The sequence below is a fragment of the Mycobacterium sp. FW102-FHT13B02 genome (assembly GCF_058790275.1).
In genome coordinates this window covers 36,876-52,830 of sequence record NZ_JBYTCM010000014.1, presented here as the reverse complement: position 1 = coordinate 52,830, position 15,955 = coordinate 36,876, and the positions used below count along the sequence as shown (strand labels likewise).

The following is a 15,955-nucleotide window of genomic DNA, read 5'->3' as shown; positions in this document are numbered from 1 at the left end:
GTCCGGCCCCGACGATGCTTGCCCCGACCCACATGTCCCACGTTCCGGTCGCCGAGGCCGAGTCGGACTGGGCTGAAGTCAGCGACGAGCTGACGGGCACTGCAGTGTTCGACGCCACCGGCGATGTGGCGTCCATGCCGTCATGGGACGAGCTGGTGCGCCAGCACGCCGACCGGGTGTACCGCCTGGCCTACCGCTTGTCGGGTAACCCGCAGGACGCCGAAGACCTCACCCAGGAGACCTTCATCCGGGTGTTCCGTTCGGTCCAGAACTACCAGCCCGGCACATTCGAGGGCTGGCTGCACCGCATCACCACCAACCTGTTCCTGGACATGGTCCGGCGCCGCACCCGTATCCGCATGGAGGCGCTGCCGGAGGACTACGACCGGGTGCCCGCCGACGATCCGAACCCCGAGCAGGTGTACCACGACTCGCGGCTCGGACCGGATCTGCAGGCAGCGCTCGATTCGCTGCCCCCGGAATTCCGCGCCGCCGTCGTGCTCTGCGACATCGAAGGCCTGTCGTACGAGGAGATCGGCGCGACGCTCGACGTCAAGCTGGGCACCGTGCGCAGTCGCATTCACCGCGGCCGACAGGCGCTGCGGGAGTACCTGGCCAGCCACCCCGGTGACTACTCCGAGGCGGCCGCGGCGATCTCCGCCAAGTCCGCCTGAGCGTTGTGACGCATCCGTCCCAGGTTGTCGCGCTACATTCAGTAGTAACGGCAGCGCAGACGGAGGCGTGGCGCGGAGAGGAGGTCGGTGATGGTCGACCGGGGACAGTTGTTCCGTCGTGCGTTCTCCTGGCTGCCCGCTCAGTTCGCCTCCCAGAGCGACGGACCCGTCGGCCCGCGGCGCTTTGGTTCTACGGAACACCTGGCCATCGAGGCCATCGCCGCATTCGTCGACGGTGAACTGCAGATGGGTGCGCACTTGCGCGCCGCCCATCACCTATCGCAGTGCCCGGATTGCTCCGCCGAGGTGGACGCCCAGGGGCAGGCCCGAAGCGCGTTGCGTGATTCGTGCCCGATCATCGCGCCGAATTCGTTGCTGGGTGCCCTGGCGAACATCCCCAACGACGCATCGACGCAGTTCGCGGATGTCCAGGCATCCGGAATCGAAGACCAGGACTTTGCCGACCGGCCGCCGCGGGAACGTCGCCGCCGCCGGTAGGGTTGAGTCTGAAATTTTGAGTAGCCGGCCCGCCCCTCCAGGCGGCCAGTGCAGATAGAGCCAGCAGATGGGGAGTGGAACACCGGTGACGAATCAGGACATGTCCGGCGATCGCCCCCGTCTGGCACCGCGTCCGGTGACGCGCACCCCGGTGGACCCGGCGTCGCAGCGCGCGTTCGGCAGGCCCGACGGCTTCGCCGGTTCCTTCCTCGCCGAGGACCAGATCCGGAACCAGGGGGAGTACACCCCCACCAACCAGGCGCCCGATCCCGTGCTGGCGGAGGCCTTCGGGCGGCCGGGTGGTGCCGCCGACTCCCTGCAGCGGCACCCGGCCGACGCGGGTGCGCTGGAGGCCGAGGGCGCGGATGACGACGACGCCGTCGCGGACCCGTGGCGGGATCCGTCGGCCGCGCCGTCACTCGGGACTCCGGCACTGCCCACGCCGCCGCCGGTGACGGTTGCCGCTCCCGTCGGCAAGCTCGGCGTGCGGGACGTGCTGTTCGGCCGCAGGGTCTCCATGACCGCACTCGCGGTGTTGGCCCTGCTGGCGTTGGTGATCGGCCTGGTCGGTGGCGTCGTCGGCCGCAAGACCGCAGAGGTGGTGGAGGCCTTCACCACCTCCAAGGTCACCTTGAAGACCAGCGACAATGGTGACCTGCCGGCCGGCCGGTTTGCGAAAGTGGCTGCCGCCGTGGCGGATTCGGTGGTGACCATCGAAGCGATGGGGGACACCGACGGGTCGCAGGGCTCCGGCGTGGTGGTCGACGGCCGCGGCTACGTCGTCACCAACAACCACGTCATCTCGGACGCGGCGAAGGATCCCGGCAAGTACCACATCTCCGTGGTGTTCAACGACGGCAAGCAGGTGCCGGCGAACCTTGTCGGTCGTGACCCCAAGACCGACCTGGCGGTGCTGAAGGTCGACAACGTCGACAATCTGGTCGTCGCGAAGTTCGGCGACGCGGACAAGGTCAAGGTCGGTGACGAGGTCATCGCGGCCGGCGCCCCACTGGGCCTGCGCAGTACCGTCACGCACGGCATCGTCAGCGCGCTGCATCGCCCCGTGCCGCTATCTGGCGAAGGGTCCGACACCGACACCGTCATCGACGGCATCCAGACCGACGCCTCGATCAACCACGGCAACTCCGGCGGTCCGCTCATCAACATGAATTCCGAGGTCATCGGGATCAACACGGCCGGAAAGTCCTTGTCCGACAGCGCCAGTGGTCTCGGCTTCGCCATCCCGGTGAACGAGGTCAAGGCCACCGTCGAGGTGCTGATCAAGGACGGCAAGATCTTCCACCCGACGCTGGGCCTGAATGCCAAGTCGGCCAGCGACAAGGTTGCCTCGGGCGCCCAGGTCGTCAACGTCGTCGGCGGCAGCCCCGCCGACAAGGGCGGCATCCTGGAGAACGACGTCGTCGTCAAGGTCGGTAACCGCAAGGTCGCCGATGCCGACGAGTTCGTGGTCGCGGTGCGGCAGTTGCAGATCGGTCAGCCGGCGCCCATCGAGGTGATCCGCGAAGGCCGGCACTTGACCCTCACCGTCGTTCCCAACGCAGACACCCCGGCCAGCTGATGTTCGGCAACATCGGATGGGGCGAGATGCTCGTGCTGGTCATCGCGGGCCTGGTGATCCTCGGCCCCGAGCGGCTACCCGGCGCCATCCGGTGGACGGCCGGCAGCCTCAAGCAGGTGCGCGATTACCTGAGCACCGCGACCGGCCAGTTGCGTCAGGACCTCGGGCCGGAATTCGAGGATCTGCGTCAACCGCTCAGTGAACTGCAGAAGCTGCGCGGGATGACGCCGCGGGCGGCGCTCACCAAGCATCTGCTGGACGGCGACGATTCGTTCATCACCGGAGCTTTCGACGCCGCGACACCGGATCAGACGAAGCCCCTGACCACGCCGGAGGTCAACGGCCTTCCGCCCACACCGGGCGCTACGGCGCAGCCGCCGCAGCCGGGGCCGACACAGTTCGATCCTGACGCGACCTGACCGTCTAGAGGTTCAGCGCCTCTAGCCGCGCCGGATCGCGGTAGCGATCGGAGTGCTCGGCGATCTCCGCCGCCGGCGGCAGGATTTCGTCCGCGGCGACGTAGACGCCACCGGCGCGCAATGAGTCGTCGAGCATCAACCAGATCCAGCGGGTCAGGTCGGCGACCAGCGCGTCCTGGGTATCGCGCAGTGGCTGTTCGAGCCAGTGCCCCGCGGCGGTTTCGACCAGGCCGACGATGCTGTAGGACAATCGCTCGGCGTCGGCCGCCACATCGAACGCCGCCACGTACATCTTCAGGACCGTGGTCAGCAGGTTGGCGATGGTGATCTTGATGTCGGCGAAGGCGTTGAAGCCCTCATCGATCGAACATCGCTGCAGGTAGCGGTACAGATTCGGGTGCTGGGTCAGAAAGTGGACGTGCGCGCTCACGCCGGCCTTGATGATCTGCGCCATGCTGCCTTCGGGCCGCCACACCGGTGCCAGTTCCGCGGTGATCATCTGGCTGGTCCGTTGTGCGACCGAGTGTTGCAGGTCCGCCGCGTCGACGAAGTGCCGGTACAGCTTGGTGCGGCTGACGCCGACGTGCGCGGCGATCTGTTCGGTCGAGGTCTGGGGCCCGTGTTGCTCGATCACCACGAGGGCAGCGTCGATGAACTCAGCGCGCCTGCGCTCGCGTTGGCCGGCCCAGCGACCGGTGGTGGCATTCGCCATGGCTCCTTGTTCTACCTCATGTACCTGGTCGGGAGTTGCCTGATGCATCCAATCAGTCGGAGTCTAGCTATCAAGTGGTACGTGTCGTACCATCTGATGATCGCGCCAGAGGGTGGCGCCCGCCCGTTCAAAGGGGAACGACGATGGACGCCGTATCCGCATTTCGCCGCGTTGCCGGACTGCCCGTCGCTGACGCGTTGCTGACGCCCGCGGCCGACTACGGATTCTTCGGACCTGACTCCGTCACCTGGCGGGTGTGGAGCTACCCGACGTCGCTGCTGTTGGGCTTCGCCCGCGCCGTGACCATCGAGCACCTCGACCCCTACCTGGCGGCCGCGGTGGACGCCAGCGGTCAGGTGTATGCCCGTACCCGGCTGCGCTATGACCGCACCATGCAGTACTTCGCGCTGGTGGCGTTCGGCGATGCCGAGTCGGTGCTGGACGCCTCCGAGGTCCTCGTCAAGATTCACGGCAAGGCCATCGGCACCGAGCCGATCAGCGGCAAGCAGTTCGACGCGAACGATCCCTATTCGCAGCTGTGGATCCACCTGACCGCGTGGCACTCGATCCTCTACACCTACGAGATGTTCGGGCCGGGCAAGCTGACCGATGCCGAGGAACTGCAGTACTGGGAGGAATGCGCGCGCGCCGCCGAATTCCAGACCATCAACCCGGACGACGTGCCGCGCACGCGCGCGGGCATCCAGCAGTACTTCGAGCAGTACCGGCCGCAGATGGCCGGCTCCGAGGTGGCGCAGAACATGATGAACTACCTCGTCGACCTCGGGTACCACATCCTGCCCGAGCGCGTCCCGGGCTGGATGCGGCGCGTGTTCAACTGGCCGATGCGCCGTGCCATCATCGCCACCATGCCGAAGTGGATGCGCACCCTCGGCGGTATCCCGCAGAACTATTCCGATGACGTCATCGCCAAGCTGATCGCGCGGCCGTTCCTGCGGGCGGTTTCCGGCATCCCGCGCCTCGAGCTCGCGATCCTGGACTTCACCACCCCGCACACCACGCCGATCGTCGGCCCGGCGCTGATGAAGATCCCGGCCCAGAACCCGGTCACCTACACCCCGGCCGAGGCTCGCACGAAGTTCGGCCGGACCACGCCGTTCGAGCAGTACCAGGCCCTGCTCGCCAAGCGGGAGCTGGGGCAGGGGCCCATGCCGTACGAGCACAACCACAACGACGCGCTGCTGGAATTCGAAGCACCCGCCGGCTGATTCCGGCCCATACCGACCACACCACCGGGAGAATTCAGGACATGACGGACACTGCGTACACGGCCCTGGTGGACCAGGCGCTGGACGACCTCGCCGAAGGTGAGAAGGCTTGGGCCGCAACCCCTCTGGCGCGACGGCGCCAGATTCTCGACGACGTGCAGCAGCTGGCGGTGCGGCACGGCGCCGAGTGGGTCGAGGCCGCGGTCGGAATCAAACAGCTGAATCCGGAGTCGCCGCTCGTTGGTGAGGAATGGATATCCGGGCCCTACCCGCTGGCGGCCGGGGCTGCCGCACTGTCGGCGAGCCTGGCCAAGTTGGAGGCCGGCCAGAGCCCGCTGAACGGCGCCGACTTCGGCACCGCCGCGGGCCGCACCACGGTGAAAGCGCTGCCGCTCAATATCTTCGACACGCTGCTGCTGTCCGGGTTCAGTGCCGAGGTCTGGCTGCAGCCGGGTGTCAGCCGGGATGAGGCGCTGCGGACCGCTGGTCTGGCACAGCGGGATCCGGGCAAGACCAACGGCATCGGCGTCGTACTCGGTGCGGGCAACATCACGTCGATCGCCCCACTGGACACCGTGTACGAGCTGATCGCCCACAACAGGGTCGTGGCGCTCAAACTCAACCCGGTCACCGATCCACTGCTGCCGGTGCTGACCAAGGTGCTGGCCCCGTTCATCGCGCTCGGTGCGGTGCGGATCCTCACCGGTGGCGCGGACGTCGGCACTTACCTGGTGCAGCACGACGCGGTGGACCACGTGCACATGACAGGCAGCGCCCTGACCCACGACGCCATCGTCTTCGGTGTCGGCGAAGAGGGGGTCCGACGCAAAGCCGCGGGCGAGCCGATCTTGCACAAGGACATCACCAGCGAGCTCGGCGGGGTGTCACCGACCATCGTCGTGCCCGGCAAGTGGAGCCGCGCAGACATCGAGTTCCAGGCCAACCACATCGCCACCCAGCGGCTGCACAACAACGGCTACAACTGCGTGGCGTCGCAGGTCGTCGTGCTGTCGTCGAAATGGGCGCAGCGCGACGAGTTCGTCGCAGCCCTGACCGAGGCGATTGCCGCGGCGCCCAACCGCGCGGCCTACTACCCGGGCTCCGATTCCCGGGTGGCAGGTGCCGAGGCGACCTACCCGCAGGCCCAGCGGCTCGGCGACCGCCTGCTCGTGGTGGATCCCGAAGACCGCACCGCATTGCTCAACACCGAGTACTTCTCGCCGGTGTACGGCGTCATCGACCTGGACAGCGACGGCGTCGAGTTCGTCCGCGAGGCCACCCGCCTGGCCAACGAGGACTTCGTCGGCACCCTCGGCGTCAACATCGTCGCCGCCCCCGCCACCATCAAGGCTCTCGGCAAGGCCTTCGACGCCATGATCGAGGCGCTGCACTACGGCACGGTGGCGGTGAACGCTTGGACCGGCGTCGGCTACCTCACCCCGCACGCCACCTGGGGTGCCTTCCCCGGGCACACGCTGGCCGACGTGCAAAGCGGGATCGGTGTGGTGCACAACGGTTTCCTGCTCGAGAAGCCCGAGCGCACGGTGGTGCGCGGGCCGTTCCGCCCGTCGCCGCGCTCGCTGATCGGCGGCGAACTGTCCATTTCGCCGAAGCCGCCGTGGTTCGTCAACAACCGGACGGCCGCGACCACCGGCCGGCTCCTCACCGCGTTCACCGGCAAGCCGAGCTGGGCCAAGCTGCCGGCGATCTTCGTCTCCGCGCTGCGGGGCTGATCGACTTCCTCGGTCAAAAGCCCGGTCTGTGGTCATGCCACGGACCGGGCTTTTTCCTGTGATCGGCGCTGAAGGTCGTCATCATCTGGTCACCGAATGCTAACCTACGGTACCGTAGGTTACGGTACCGTAGGTTTGTGGCGTTGCGGACCTACGCCGACCACCGATGAAGGGATTGACCCATGGATACCCAGACAGCTGTGCTGTATGAACTGGAGCCCGTCGTCGCGCAGAACCTCGACCGGTACCTGGATCGGGCAGTGGACAGCTGAAGAGGGGCGTCACAGCATCGCGCTGCGCGACTATCTCGTCGTCACTCGCGGCGTCGATCCCGTTGCCCTGGAACGGCTCCGGATGGAGCACACCGTCGCCGGCTACGACGCGGGCGACCGCAGCGCGCTGTCGGTGCTCGCCTATGTCTCATTTCAGGAACTGGCCACGCGCGTCTCGCATCGCAATACCGGCCGGGCGTCGGGCTGCCCGCTGGCGGACCAGCTGCTGGCTCGCATCGCGGCCGACGAGAACCTGCACATGGTGTTCTACCGCAACCTGATGGCCGCGGCCCTAGAGATCGCCCCGGACGAGGCGATGGTCGCCATCTGTGGCGAGGTCATCAACTTCGCGATGCCCGGCCTGGGCATGACCGACTTCGCGAAGAATGCGCTGACCATCGCCAAGGCCGGTATCTACGACCTGCGCATCCACCATGACGACGTGCTGGTCCCGGTGCTGCGCTTCTGGAACATCTTCGACCGCAACGATTTCGGGCCGGTCGGCGAGCAGGCGCGCGAACAACTGATCGGGTTCCTCGGCATGCTCGACGAGCGGGCGCGGTTCTACGAGGAGAAGCGCAAGCTGGCCAGTGTGGCCGGCTGAGCGGCTATCCCGGCAGCCGGATCACCTGGGCGGCGTAGGCCAGGCCCGCGCCGTAGCCCAGGAGTAGCGCCAGGCTGCCGGGTTTGGCCTCGCCGGTGTCGAGCAGGGTGTACATCGCCAGCGGAATCGAGGCGGCCGACGTGTTGCCGGCATCCTGAATATCTTGGGCAACAACAGTTTCCGGCTTGAGCTCCAGGCCCTTGGTGAGTAGCTCGTTGATCCGGCCGTTGGCCTGATGGGGGATGAAGACCTCGATGTCGTCGACCGTCAGGCCGGCGGCCGCGATGGCGCGCCTGCCGACATCGACCATCTGGAACGCTGCCCAGCGGAAGACGGTCTGGCCCTCCATGCGCAGGAAAGGCCTTGGGCCGGAGGGATTCTCGGCGTAGTCGATCCAGCTGAGATCCTGCACGATGGCGCTGGACTGCTCGCCGTCGCTGCCTGCGACGGTGGGCCCGATGCCTTGCTCTTCGGTCGGCCCGACCACCACCGCGGCGGCACCGTCGGCGAAGATGAAAGCGTTGCCGCGGTCGGTCATGTCGACGGCGTCGGACAGCTTCTCCGAGCCCACCACGAGGATGCGGCCGGCACTGCCCGCCCGGATCATATCGGCGGCCACGCCCAGCGAGTAACCGAATCCGGCGCAGCCCGCGGCGATGTCGAAGGCCGGAATGCCCTGTGCGCCAATCTCTGTGGCCACCTGGGGCCCGCACGGCGGGGTGTTGCGGAAGTTGGTGCTGGTGGCGACGATGACCGCGTCGATGTCGGTGCCGGACAGGTCCGCCGCCGCGCAGGCACGGCGGCCGGCCTCGCACGCCATCGTGACCGCGGACTCGTCAGGGCCGGCGAACCGGCGGTTCTTGATTCCGGTCCTGGAGTAGATCCATTCGTCCGACGAATCGATGGTTTCACAGATCTCGTCGTTGGTGACGACGCGGCCGGGGCGATAGGCCGCCACGCTCAGCAGGCCGACGTTCTGTGCGCCGCTGCGCGTATGGATATGTGTCACTTGTCGATTCCTGTCGGAGGAGGGGGTCAGCGCCCAGCTGGGTCGAGCCCGAGCGACATGCCGGCCAGTCCGCGCTTGCGGCTGGACAGTTTGTCGGCGATGCCGCGCAATGCTTGTCCGGCAGCCGAGTCGGCATCGGACAGCACCAGGGGCACGCCGGAGTCGCCGGCGCTCACGAGCCGCGGGTCCAGCGGCACCTGGCCCAGCAGCGGAACCTCGGCACCGACTGTGCGCGTGAGGCTTTCGGCAACCTGTGCGCCACCGCCCTCGCCGAACAGCTGCATCGTGGTGCCGTCGGGCAGGGTGAGTCCGGACATGTTCTCGACCACGCCGACGATGCGCTGACGGGTCTGCACCGCGATCGCGCCGGCGCGCTCGGCCACCTCGGCGGCGGCCATCTGGGGCGTGGTGACCACGAGAATCTCGGCGCCGGGAATCAACTGCGCCACCGAGATGGCGATGTCGCCGGTGCCGGGCGGCAGGTCGAGCAGCAGCACATCGAGGTCACCCCAGTACACGTCGGCCAGGAACTGCTGCAAGGCCCGGTGCAGCATGGGCCCGCGCCACACCACGGGGGTGTTGCCCTGAGTGAACATCGCGATGGAGATGACCTTCACATCGTGCGAAACCGGCGGCAGGATCATTGAATCCACCTGGGTGGGGCGATCCTGCACACCCATCATCCGGGGCACCGAGTGGCCATAGATGTCGGCGTCGAGCAGGCCGACCGACAGGCCTTTGGCGGCCAGTGCGGCTGCCAGGTTCACCGTCACGCTGGACTTGCCGACGCCGCCCTTGCCGGACGCCACCGCGTACACCCGGGTCAGCGAACCCGGCTGGGCGAACGGGATGACCGGTTCCTTGGAGTCGCCGCGCAGCTGCTTGCGCAGTTCGGCGCGCTGCTCGTCGTTCATCACGTCGAGGGTCACCTTGACCGCACCGGTGCCCGGCACGTCGGTGACGGCCGCGGTGACCCGATCGGTGATCTCGGTCTTCTTGGGGCAGGCCGACGTGGTCAGGTAAATCTCGACGTGCACGGCACCGTCGGACTCGACGGTCACGTCCTTGACCATGCCGACCTCGGTGATCGGGCGGCGCAGTTCAGGGTCGACAACTTTGCCCAGTGCGGCACGCACGGCGGCATTCAGCTCAGCAGACATTACTTGTGAGTTTATAACTGCCGGTCAGCGCGATGGCAGCTGGTCAGGGTTGGCCAGGGAAGGCCGGCGCCGGCGGGGGTCCGGGATCAGCGGGCGGCGCAGTGGCGGGGCCGGGTGCCGCGGGCACCGCTGCGGGCGCGACGGCGGGACCAGGAGCCGCTCCGACCGGGCCGGCGGCCGGGGTGCCCACACCCACGGCGGTCACCGGAATGGGGCCGCCGAGGGCGGGAGCCGGGGCCGGCGCGACGGGTGCCGGCGGCAGCTGGAACGGTGGCAGGTTGAACGGGTTCGGCTGCTGCGCGTCCAGTGCCGGGGCATCGGGAGCCGGATTGGCCGCCGCGCTCGGGGCAGGTCCACCTTGCAGGCAGAACACCGCACAGTTCTGCTTCGGCTCCGCCGGGCCGGGCAACGGACCCGTGCGTCCCATCTGCAGCGCGGGCGTCAACGCCAGCGGATCGTCGGACGGCAGTCCCATCGCATTGATGGGCAGGCCCGGCCCGAGCCCCTCGGGGTTGTCGAGGTGCTGGTCGCCGATGGCGGGCGGCGGGCCGACGATCGGCGGCAGGTCGACCGGGGCGATACCGGTGACGTAAGCCTTCGCCCAACCGAGCACGTTCTGGGCGTAGGGCATCGAGTTGTTGTAGCGCAGGATCGCCGTCAGCACCTGGGACGGATCACGCAGGTTCAGTCCGCCACTGCACAGGTAGCGCGCCGCGGCGAGGGATGCGTCGTAAACGTTCTGGACGTCGGGCTTGCCGTCGCCGATGGCGTCCGCGGCGTACCGGGCCCAGGTGCCGGGCAGGAACTGCATGGGACCCAGTGCGCGGGCGTAGGTCACCCGCCCGGCCGCGATGGTCTGCACGATGACCTCGTTGCCGGCCAGCGTGCCGTCCAGGACAGGTCCGAGGATCGGGGTGAGCGCGGTGCCGCGCGCGTCCGTGGCACCGCTGTTGGCGTGCCCGGATTCGATGCGACCGATGCCGGCGAGCAGGTTCCAGCTGATACCGCAGCCCGGGGCGTTGGTCGCCATGATCCTCTCGGCGGTGCGGTAGGCGTTGAGCACGACCGGCGGAATCCGCAGCCCGCCGGGCGCCATCACCAGCGACGCCGGCGGCGGAGACAGGGCCGTGGTCGGGTCCATGTGCAGGGCGCGCGGCACTTGATCGGACGCCACCACCGTCATACCGGCCCGGTTGCGGGGGCTGGGGCCGGTAGGTGTGACGGCCGCCAGTGGCGTGACGCCCGCGGTGGCGCTGTTGTGCACTGTTGTTTGCCGAGTCGGCGCGGAACCGCCGACGGCGAGCATCAGCACGAGTGGCGCGACGACCGCGACGCCGGCCAGTGGGCGGCGCATTGCCTGGGCCATTCGGCGGCGGCGGCCCGGGACGCCTTCGTCAGCCGGATCAGCTTCGCCGGCGACAGCGGCGTCGTAGTCCTCGACAGTGTCGTCTACCAGTGCGGAGTCACCTAAAAGTGCGTGGGGGTCGGTGGTAGACGCAGCGTCGTCCGCGGAGTCAGCGGTGTCGCCCCCGATAAGCACTAAGCCATCCTATGGAAGTGGAATACCGGAGTGACCCCGGTGACATGTGTTGTGATTCAAGTCACCATACCTACTCCGTGGGCGGTTGGCGTAGCAATGTTTCCGCCGAGTGGAAACTCGTATCGGCGGCCGGGGCGGAGCCGGCCTCGGCGTCGCCGAAAGCCTCGTTTTCCTCGACCGGCGGACGTGACTTTCCGGTCTTGCGTTTGCCGGATCCGCCCTTGCCGCCGTTCTGCTGAGCAATCAGCGTCCGCAACTCGTCGAGTTCGCGGCGGAGGTAGTCCCGAGTGGCCACCTCGCCGACGGCCAACCGCAGCGCGGCCAGTTCGCGGGCCAGGAATTCGGTGTCGGCTTTGGTCTGCGCCGCGCGCCGGCGGTCCTCTTCGAGCGACACCCGGTCCCGGTTCTCCTGACGGTTCTGCGCCAGCAGAATCAGTGGTGCCGCGTATGCGGCCTGGGTCGAGAACGCCAGGTTCAGCAGGATGAACGGGTACGGGTCGAACTGCAGGCTGATGGCGATCAGGTTGAAGGCGATCCAGATGACCACGATGACCGTCTGGATGAGCAGATATTTGCCCGTGCCCAGGAACCGGGCGATCCCTTCACTGAACCGACCGACCGCCTCGACGTCCAAGCGCGGCGTCAGCCGGAAGCGGGACGTGCGCGGGATGTCCAGGCGCTGCCGTGCCGAAGGCTCGCTCACCGGCCCGCTCCCGAGATGTTGTCAGTGATGGCCTGGGTCGAGTCCGGCGCTGGTCCGTCGGCACTGCGCCAGCCGGCGGGCAGCAGGTGGTCGAGCAGGTCGTCGACGGTGACGGCGCCCAGCAGGTGATTCTCATCGTCGACCACCGGCGCGGACACCAGGTTGTAGGCGGCGAAGTAGCGCGTCACCTCGGCCAGCGAGCTGTTCGGGGACAGCACCGGCAGATCGGTGTCGAGGATGCCGCCGACTTGGGTGGCCGGCGGTTCGCGCAGCAGCCGCTGCGTGTGCACGAGGCCCAGGTAGCGTCCGGTCGGCGTCGCGGTCGGCGGCCGCGCCACGAACGTCATGGACGCCAGCGCCGAGGTCAGCTCGGGGTCGCGGACGCGGGCGAGCGCCTCGGCGACCGTGGTGTCGGGGGCGAGGACGACGGGCTCCGGCGTCATCAGACCACCGGCGGTGTCGGGAGAGTGCTGCAGCAGTCGCCGCACCGGCTCGGCGTCGTCGGGGTCCATCCGGTCCAGCAGCACGGCGGCGCGGGTGGCGTCGAGCTCGCCGAGCAGGTCGGCGGCGTCGTCGGGGTCCATCTCTTCCAGCACGTCCGCGGCACGCTCGGTGCCCAGCTGGTTGAGCAGTTCGGCCTGCTCAGGTTCGGAGAGCTCCTGCAGGATGTCGGCCAGCCGCTCGTCGTCGAGAGCCCTGACCACTTCGTGGCGGCGTTTGACCGGCAGGTCGCGGAGCGCGTCGGCGACCTCGACGGGGCGCTGGCCGTCGAACTGCTCCAGCAGCTGGGCCACGCCCTGACCAGGCAGCGCGAGCGCCGACGGCGTCAGTCCGATGACGTTCTGCCACTCGACCACGTGCACCGTGGTGCGTCGGCCCAGCCGGCGGTGACGCACCGCGACGCGGGTGACCAACCAGTCGCGCGACCGAGTCTGCTCGATGGCGAGGTCGACCACGACGACATCGAGGCCGGCGAGCTGTTCGAGCTCCGGATCTCTGACGCGCACGCGGGTGTCCAAGATCTGCCCGAGGACCAGGGCCTCGCCGGGGCGCTGTTCGAACCGGCGCAGCGAGATGGTCGCTCCCGTGAGGGTGACGGAGTTGTGCTCGATCGAGGTCACCCGCAGGATCGGGACGAATATTCTGCGGCGCGTGGTCAGTTCCACGACGATGCCGAGCACCCGCGGTTGCTGGCGGATGACGCCCATGCTCACGACCACGTCGCGCACCCGGCCGACCGATTCCCCGTCAGGGCCCAGCACGACCAATCCAGCGAGCCGAGCGACGAAGACCCTGTTGACCGCCACCATGCACCACAGGGTAGAGAGTGGGGTCGTGGAGAACGTGTATCGGCCCCGCCGTACCTGCCTTTCTGTTCCGGGCAGCAGCGACAAGATGATCGCGAAGGCCAAGACCCTGCCGGCCGATCAGGTGTTCCTCGACCTGGAGGACGCGGTTGCCGCCGACGCGAAGGCCGCGGCGCGCGCCCGGGTGGCGCAGGCGTTGTGCGAGCCGGGCTGGGCGGGCCAGCTGCGCGGACTCCGGGTGAACGACTGGACCACCCCGTGGACGTACGCCGACGTGATCGAGGTCGTCACCGCGGTCGCGCGCGGGCGCGGCGAACTCGACGTCATCGTGCTGCCGAAGGTCAGCGATGTCTCGCACGTGCAGGCGCTCGATCTGCTGCTGACCCAGCTGGAGCGCACGCATGGGCTGCCCGTCGGCGGCATCGGCATCGAGGCCCAGATCGAAGACGCCAAGGGGCTGACCAACGCCGACTCGATCGCCGGTGGCCCGCGGGTGCAGGCGCTGATCTTCGGGCCCGGCGATCTGATGGCCAGCCTGAACATGCGCACTCTGGTGGTCGGGGAGCAGCCCGTCGGCTACGGCGTCGGCGACGCCTATCACCACGTGCTGATGACGATTCTGGTGGCGGCGCGGGCGCACGGCATCAATGCCATCGACGGCCCGTATTTCAAGGTGAAGGACACCGAGGCGTTCACGCGCGTCGCAGGCCAGACCGCGGCGCTCGGGTACGACGGGAAGTGGGTTCTGCACCCCGACCAGATCGCCGCCGGAAACGAGATCTTCAGTCCGCGCCAGGCCGACTACGACCATGCCGAGCTGATCCTCGAGGCCTACGAATGGCACACCTCGCAGGCCGGTGGTGCCCGCGGTGCGGTGTTGCTCGGCGACGAGATGATCGACGAGGCCAGCCGCAAGATGGCGCTGGTGATCGCGGGCAAGGGGCGTGCCGCCGGGATGACGCGCACCGGCGAGCGGTTCAGCCCGCCGGCGTGAGCGGGTCGGCTACGCGCCGAGGACCAGCACGACCAGGAACAGGTTGAGCAGGAACGCCAGGGCGCCGCACACGATGCCGCTGAGCGCCAGAGCGCGGCCTCGGGTGCCGCTGCCGGGGATCCGCTCGTAGGCGACCACGCCGAGTCCCACGCCGATGAGCGCCACGGGGCCCAGCACCACACCGGCCAGCGCGCACACGACCGAGCCGACCGCCAGTCGGTTGACCCGTGCGCTGATCACAAGTTCGGGTCTTGGTGAATCGCCCAGTCGTAGAACAGCGCGAAGCCCAGCAGGCCGACGACGATGGACACGCCACCGATGGCGATTCCCGCGATGGCCATGGCGCGGCCGTTGGTCCGCGGCCGGCCCTTGCCCTGCATCACGGCCACGATGCCGAGGACGATGCCCAGCAGCGAGATGATCGGACCGATGAAGCACATGAAATAGAGCGGTAATGCGACCAGCGAACACGCCAGCGATCCGATGGCCATGCCGTCGTTCGCCGGCGGCGCCGGGTACGACGAATACATCGGGGGCGGCAGGAAGCCGGCCGGCGGCACGAACCCCGACGGTGGGCCGTACGGCGCGGCGGGCGGGGGACCGTAGAAGCCCGGCGGTGGGCCGGGAGGCGCGGCAAACGGGCCTGTCGGTGGCTGGGGTTGGAAGTGGGGCTGGGGCGCGGCCGGACCCTGCTGCCAGGGCGCCGCGGTGGGCCCCGGCTCTTCGAGCGGCGGGTATTCGTACACCGGGTAGTCGCTGGTCGCTTCGGCGTCGGTGCCGGCCGGCCGGGCCGACTGACTGGCCGGCCGCGACGGATCCCAGGAGGGCTGCCCTGACTCCGCGCCCGGACTTGTCATGCCGACCAACCTAGCCTAAGAGATCATGGCATCGTGGTAGCAGAAGTGCGTTCCGCGGCGAGTGACAGGAGACCAGGGGCATGACGAATCCGCTGCAGCCTGACCGCACCCCGGGTCCGGGCGGACAGGCCGGATTGCCGACCCCGCCGAAGGGTTGGCCCATCGGGTCCTACCCGACCTATGCCGAGGCGCAGCGCGCCGTCGATTACCTGTCAGACCAACAGTTTCCGGTGCAGCACGTCACCATCGTGGGCGTCGACCTCATGCAGGTCGAGCGGGTCACCGGACGGCTCACCTGGCCGCGCGTGCTGGGCGGCGGCATCCTGACCGGCGCCTGGCTGGGCTTGTTCATCGGGCTGGTGCTGGGCCTTTTCGGCACCAACGCGTGGGGATCGCTGCTCACCGGCCTGATCGCCGGTGTGTTCTTCGGCTTGATCACCTCCGGCGTGCAATACGCGATGTCGCGCGGCACAAGAGATTTCAGCTCGACCATGCAACTGGTCGCCGGCCGGTACGACGTTTTGTGCGATCCGGTGTGCGCCGAGCAGGGGCGTGATCTGTTGGGTCGGCTGTCGCTCTGAGCCTTCCGGGGCCGGCCACCTGATCGGCTCCCGACGTCGCCACTGAGGCACCTGATCGGCTCCGACGCCGACGATATGTTGCAT

General features: G+C 68.4%; 16 protein-coding genes and 1 pseudogene. 9 read left to right on the top strand and 8 right to left on the bottom strand.

Features of this window, described 5'->3' with window-relative positions; translation table 11 throughout:
• The first annotated feature begins 14 nt into the window (after positions 1 to 14).
• From sigE to tatB, 4 genes are all read left to right on the top strand, one after another.
• Complete coding sequence (gene sigE / locus AC3WTE_RS21655; protein ID WP_459370250.1) at positions 15 to 674, top strand: RNA polymerase sigma factor SigE; 660 nt, start codon at positions 15 to 17, stop codon at positions 672 to 674.
• Positions 675 to 764: 90 nt separating this feature from the next.
• On the top strand, positions 765 to 1,172 hold the full coding sequence (rseA, locus tag AC3WTE_RS21650) for an anti-sigma E factor RseA (protein ID WP_492440791.1): 408 nt from the start codon (positions 765 to 767) through the stop codon (positions 1,170 to 1,172).
• Positions 1,173 to 1,257: 85 nt separating this feature from the next.
• A complete protein-coding gene (gene htrA / locus AC3WTE_RS21645) occupies positions 1,258 to 2,751 on the top strand; it encodes a serine protease HtrA (protein ID WP_492440790.1) in 1,494 nt (497 codons plus the stop codon).
• Positions 2,751 to 3,170, top strand: a complete 420-nt coding sequence (tatB, locus tag AC3WTE_RS21640; protein ID WP_492440789.1) for a Sec-independent protein translocase protein TatB — start codon at positions 2,751 to 2,753, stop codon at positions 3,168 to 3,170. Before htrA ends, tatB begins: the two co-directional genes overlap by 1 nt.
• A gap of 4 nt (positions 3,171 to 3,174) precedes the next feature.
• On the opposite strand, the gene AC3WTE_RS21635 is transcribed toward tatB, so the two are convergent.
• Positions 3,175 to 3,882: a TetR/AcrR family transcriptional regulator gene (locus AC3WTE_RS21635; protein ID WP_492440788.1), complete on the bottom strand. Its 708-nt coding sequence runs from the start codon at positions 3,880 to 3,882 to the stop codon at positions 3,175 to 3,177.
• A 143-nt stretch (positions 3,883 to 4,025) separates the two neighbouring features.
• Between AC3WTE_RS21635 and AC3WTE_RS21630 the strand changes: the two genes are divergently transcribed.
• The 3 genes and pseudogenes from AC3WTE_RS21630 to AC3WTE_RS21620 all read left to right on the top strand — a co-directional run.
• On the top strand, positions 4,026 to 5,111 hold the full coding sequence (locus tag AC3WTE_RS21630) for an oxygenase MpaB family protein (protein WP_492440786.1): 1,086 nt from the start codon (positions 4,026 to 4,028) through the stop codon (positions 5,109 to 5,111).
• 41 nt (positions 5,112 to 5,152) lie between these two features.
• A complete protein-coding gene (locus tag AC3WTE_RS21625; RefSeq protein ID WP_492440784.1) occupies positions 5,153 to 6,844 on the top strand; it encodes an aldehyde dehydrogenase family protein in 1,692 nt (563 codons plus the stop codon).
• A 243-nt stretch (positions 6,845 to 7,087) separates the two neighbouring features.
• A pseudogene (locus tag AC3WTE_RS21620) lies at positions 7,088 to 7,720 on the top strand (acyl-ACP desaturase); the annotation flags it as partial.
• Between the two features lie 4 nt (positions 7,721 to 7,724).
• Here the strand turns inward: AC3WTE_RS21620 and AC3WTE_RS21615 are convergent.
• The 5 genes from AC3WTE_RS21615 to AC3WTE_RS21595 all read right to left on the bottom strand — a co-directional run bounded on the left by AC3WTE_RS21615 (position 7,725) and on the right by AC3WTE_RS21595 (position 13,442).
• Entirely contained in the window at positions 7,725 to 8,729 is a 1,005-nt protein-coding gene (locus AC3WTE_RS21615) for a beta-ketoacyl-ACP synthase III (RefSeq protein ID WP_492440782.1), read from the bottom strand.
• Positions 8,730 to 8,755: 26 nt separating this feature from the next.
• The gene (locus tag AC3WTE_RS21610) at positions 8,756 to 9,889 is read right to left on the bottom strand and encodes an Mrp/NBP35 family ATP-binding protein (protein ID WP_492440780.1); all 1,134 of its coding nucleotides are present in this window, start codon (positions 9,887 to 9,889) and stop codon (positions 8,756 to 8,758) included.
• Positions 9,890 to 9,932: 43 nt separating this feature from the next.
• Complete coding sequence (locus AC3WTE_RS21605) at positions 9,933 to 11,243, bottom strand: lytic transglycosylase domain-containing protein (RefSeq protein ID WP_492440957.1); 1,311 nt, start codon at positions 11,241 to 11,243, stop codon at positions 9,933 to 9,935.
• Positions 11,244 to 11,499: 256 nt separating this feature from the next.
• Positions 11,500 to 12,132: a DUF1003 domain-containing protein gene (locus AC3WTE_RS21600; RefSeq protein ID WP_492440778.1), complete on the bottom strand. Its 633-nt coding sequence runs from the start codon at positions 12,130 to 12,132 to the stop codon at positions 11,500 to 11,502.
• On the bottom strand, positions 12,129 to 13,442 hold the full coding sequence (locus AC3WTE_RS21595; protein ID WP_492440777.1) for a magnesium transporter MgtE N-terminal domain-containing protein: 1,314 nt from the start codon (positions 13,440 to 13,442) through the stop codon (positions 12,129 to 12,131). The genes AC3WTE_RS21600 and AC3WTE_RS21595 overlap by 4 nt, the downstream gene beginning before the upstream one ends.
• A gap of 25 nt (positions 13,443 to 13,467) precedes the next feature.
• On the opposite strand from AC3WTE_RS21595, the gene AC3WTE_RS21590 reads away from it, so the two are divergent.
• Positions 13,468 to 14,433 carry an HpcH/HpaI aldolase/citrate lyase family protein gene (locus AC3WTE_RS21590; RefSeq protein ID WP_492440776.1) on the top strand — a complete coding sequence of 322 codons (966 nt, stop codon included), beginning with the start codon at positions 13,468 to 13,470 and terminating at the stop codon, positions 14,431 to 14,433.
• Positions 14,434 to 14,442: 9 nt separating this feature from the next.
• Here AC3WTE_RS21590 and AC3WTE_RS21585 read toward each other — a convergent pair whose 3' ends face one another.
• Together AC3WTE_RS21585 and AC3WTE_RS21580 are read right to left on the bottom strand one after the other, a co-directional pair.
• Entirely contained in the window at positions 14,443 to 14,673 is a 231-nt protein-coding gene (locus AC3WTE_RS21585; RefSeq protein ID WP_492440774.1) for a DUF4190 domain-containing protein, read from the bottom strand.
• The gene (locus tag AC3WTE_RS21580; RefSeq protein WP_492440773.1) at positions 14,670 to 15,290 is read right to left on the bottom strand and encodes a DUF4190 domain-containing protein; all 621 of its coding nucleotides are present in this window, start codon (positions 15,288 to 15,290) and stop codon (positions 14,670 to 14,672) included. The genes AC3WTE_RS21585 and AC3WTE_RS21580 overlap by 4 nt, the downstream gene beginning before the upstream one ends.
• An 80-nt stretch (positions 15,291 to 15,370) precedes the next feature.
• Between AC3WTE_RS21580 and AC3WTE_RS21575 the strand changes: the two genes are divergently transcribed.
• Positions 15,371 to 15,871: a YflT domain-containing protein gene (locus AC3WTE_RS21575; protein WP_492440772.1), complete on the top strand. Its 501-nt coding sequence runs from the start codon at positions 15,371 to 15,373 to the stop codon at positions 15,869 to 15,871.
• The last annotated feature ends 84 nt before the right edge of the window (positions 15,872 to 15,955 follow it).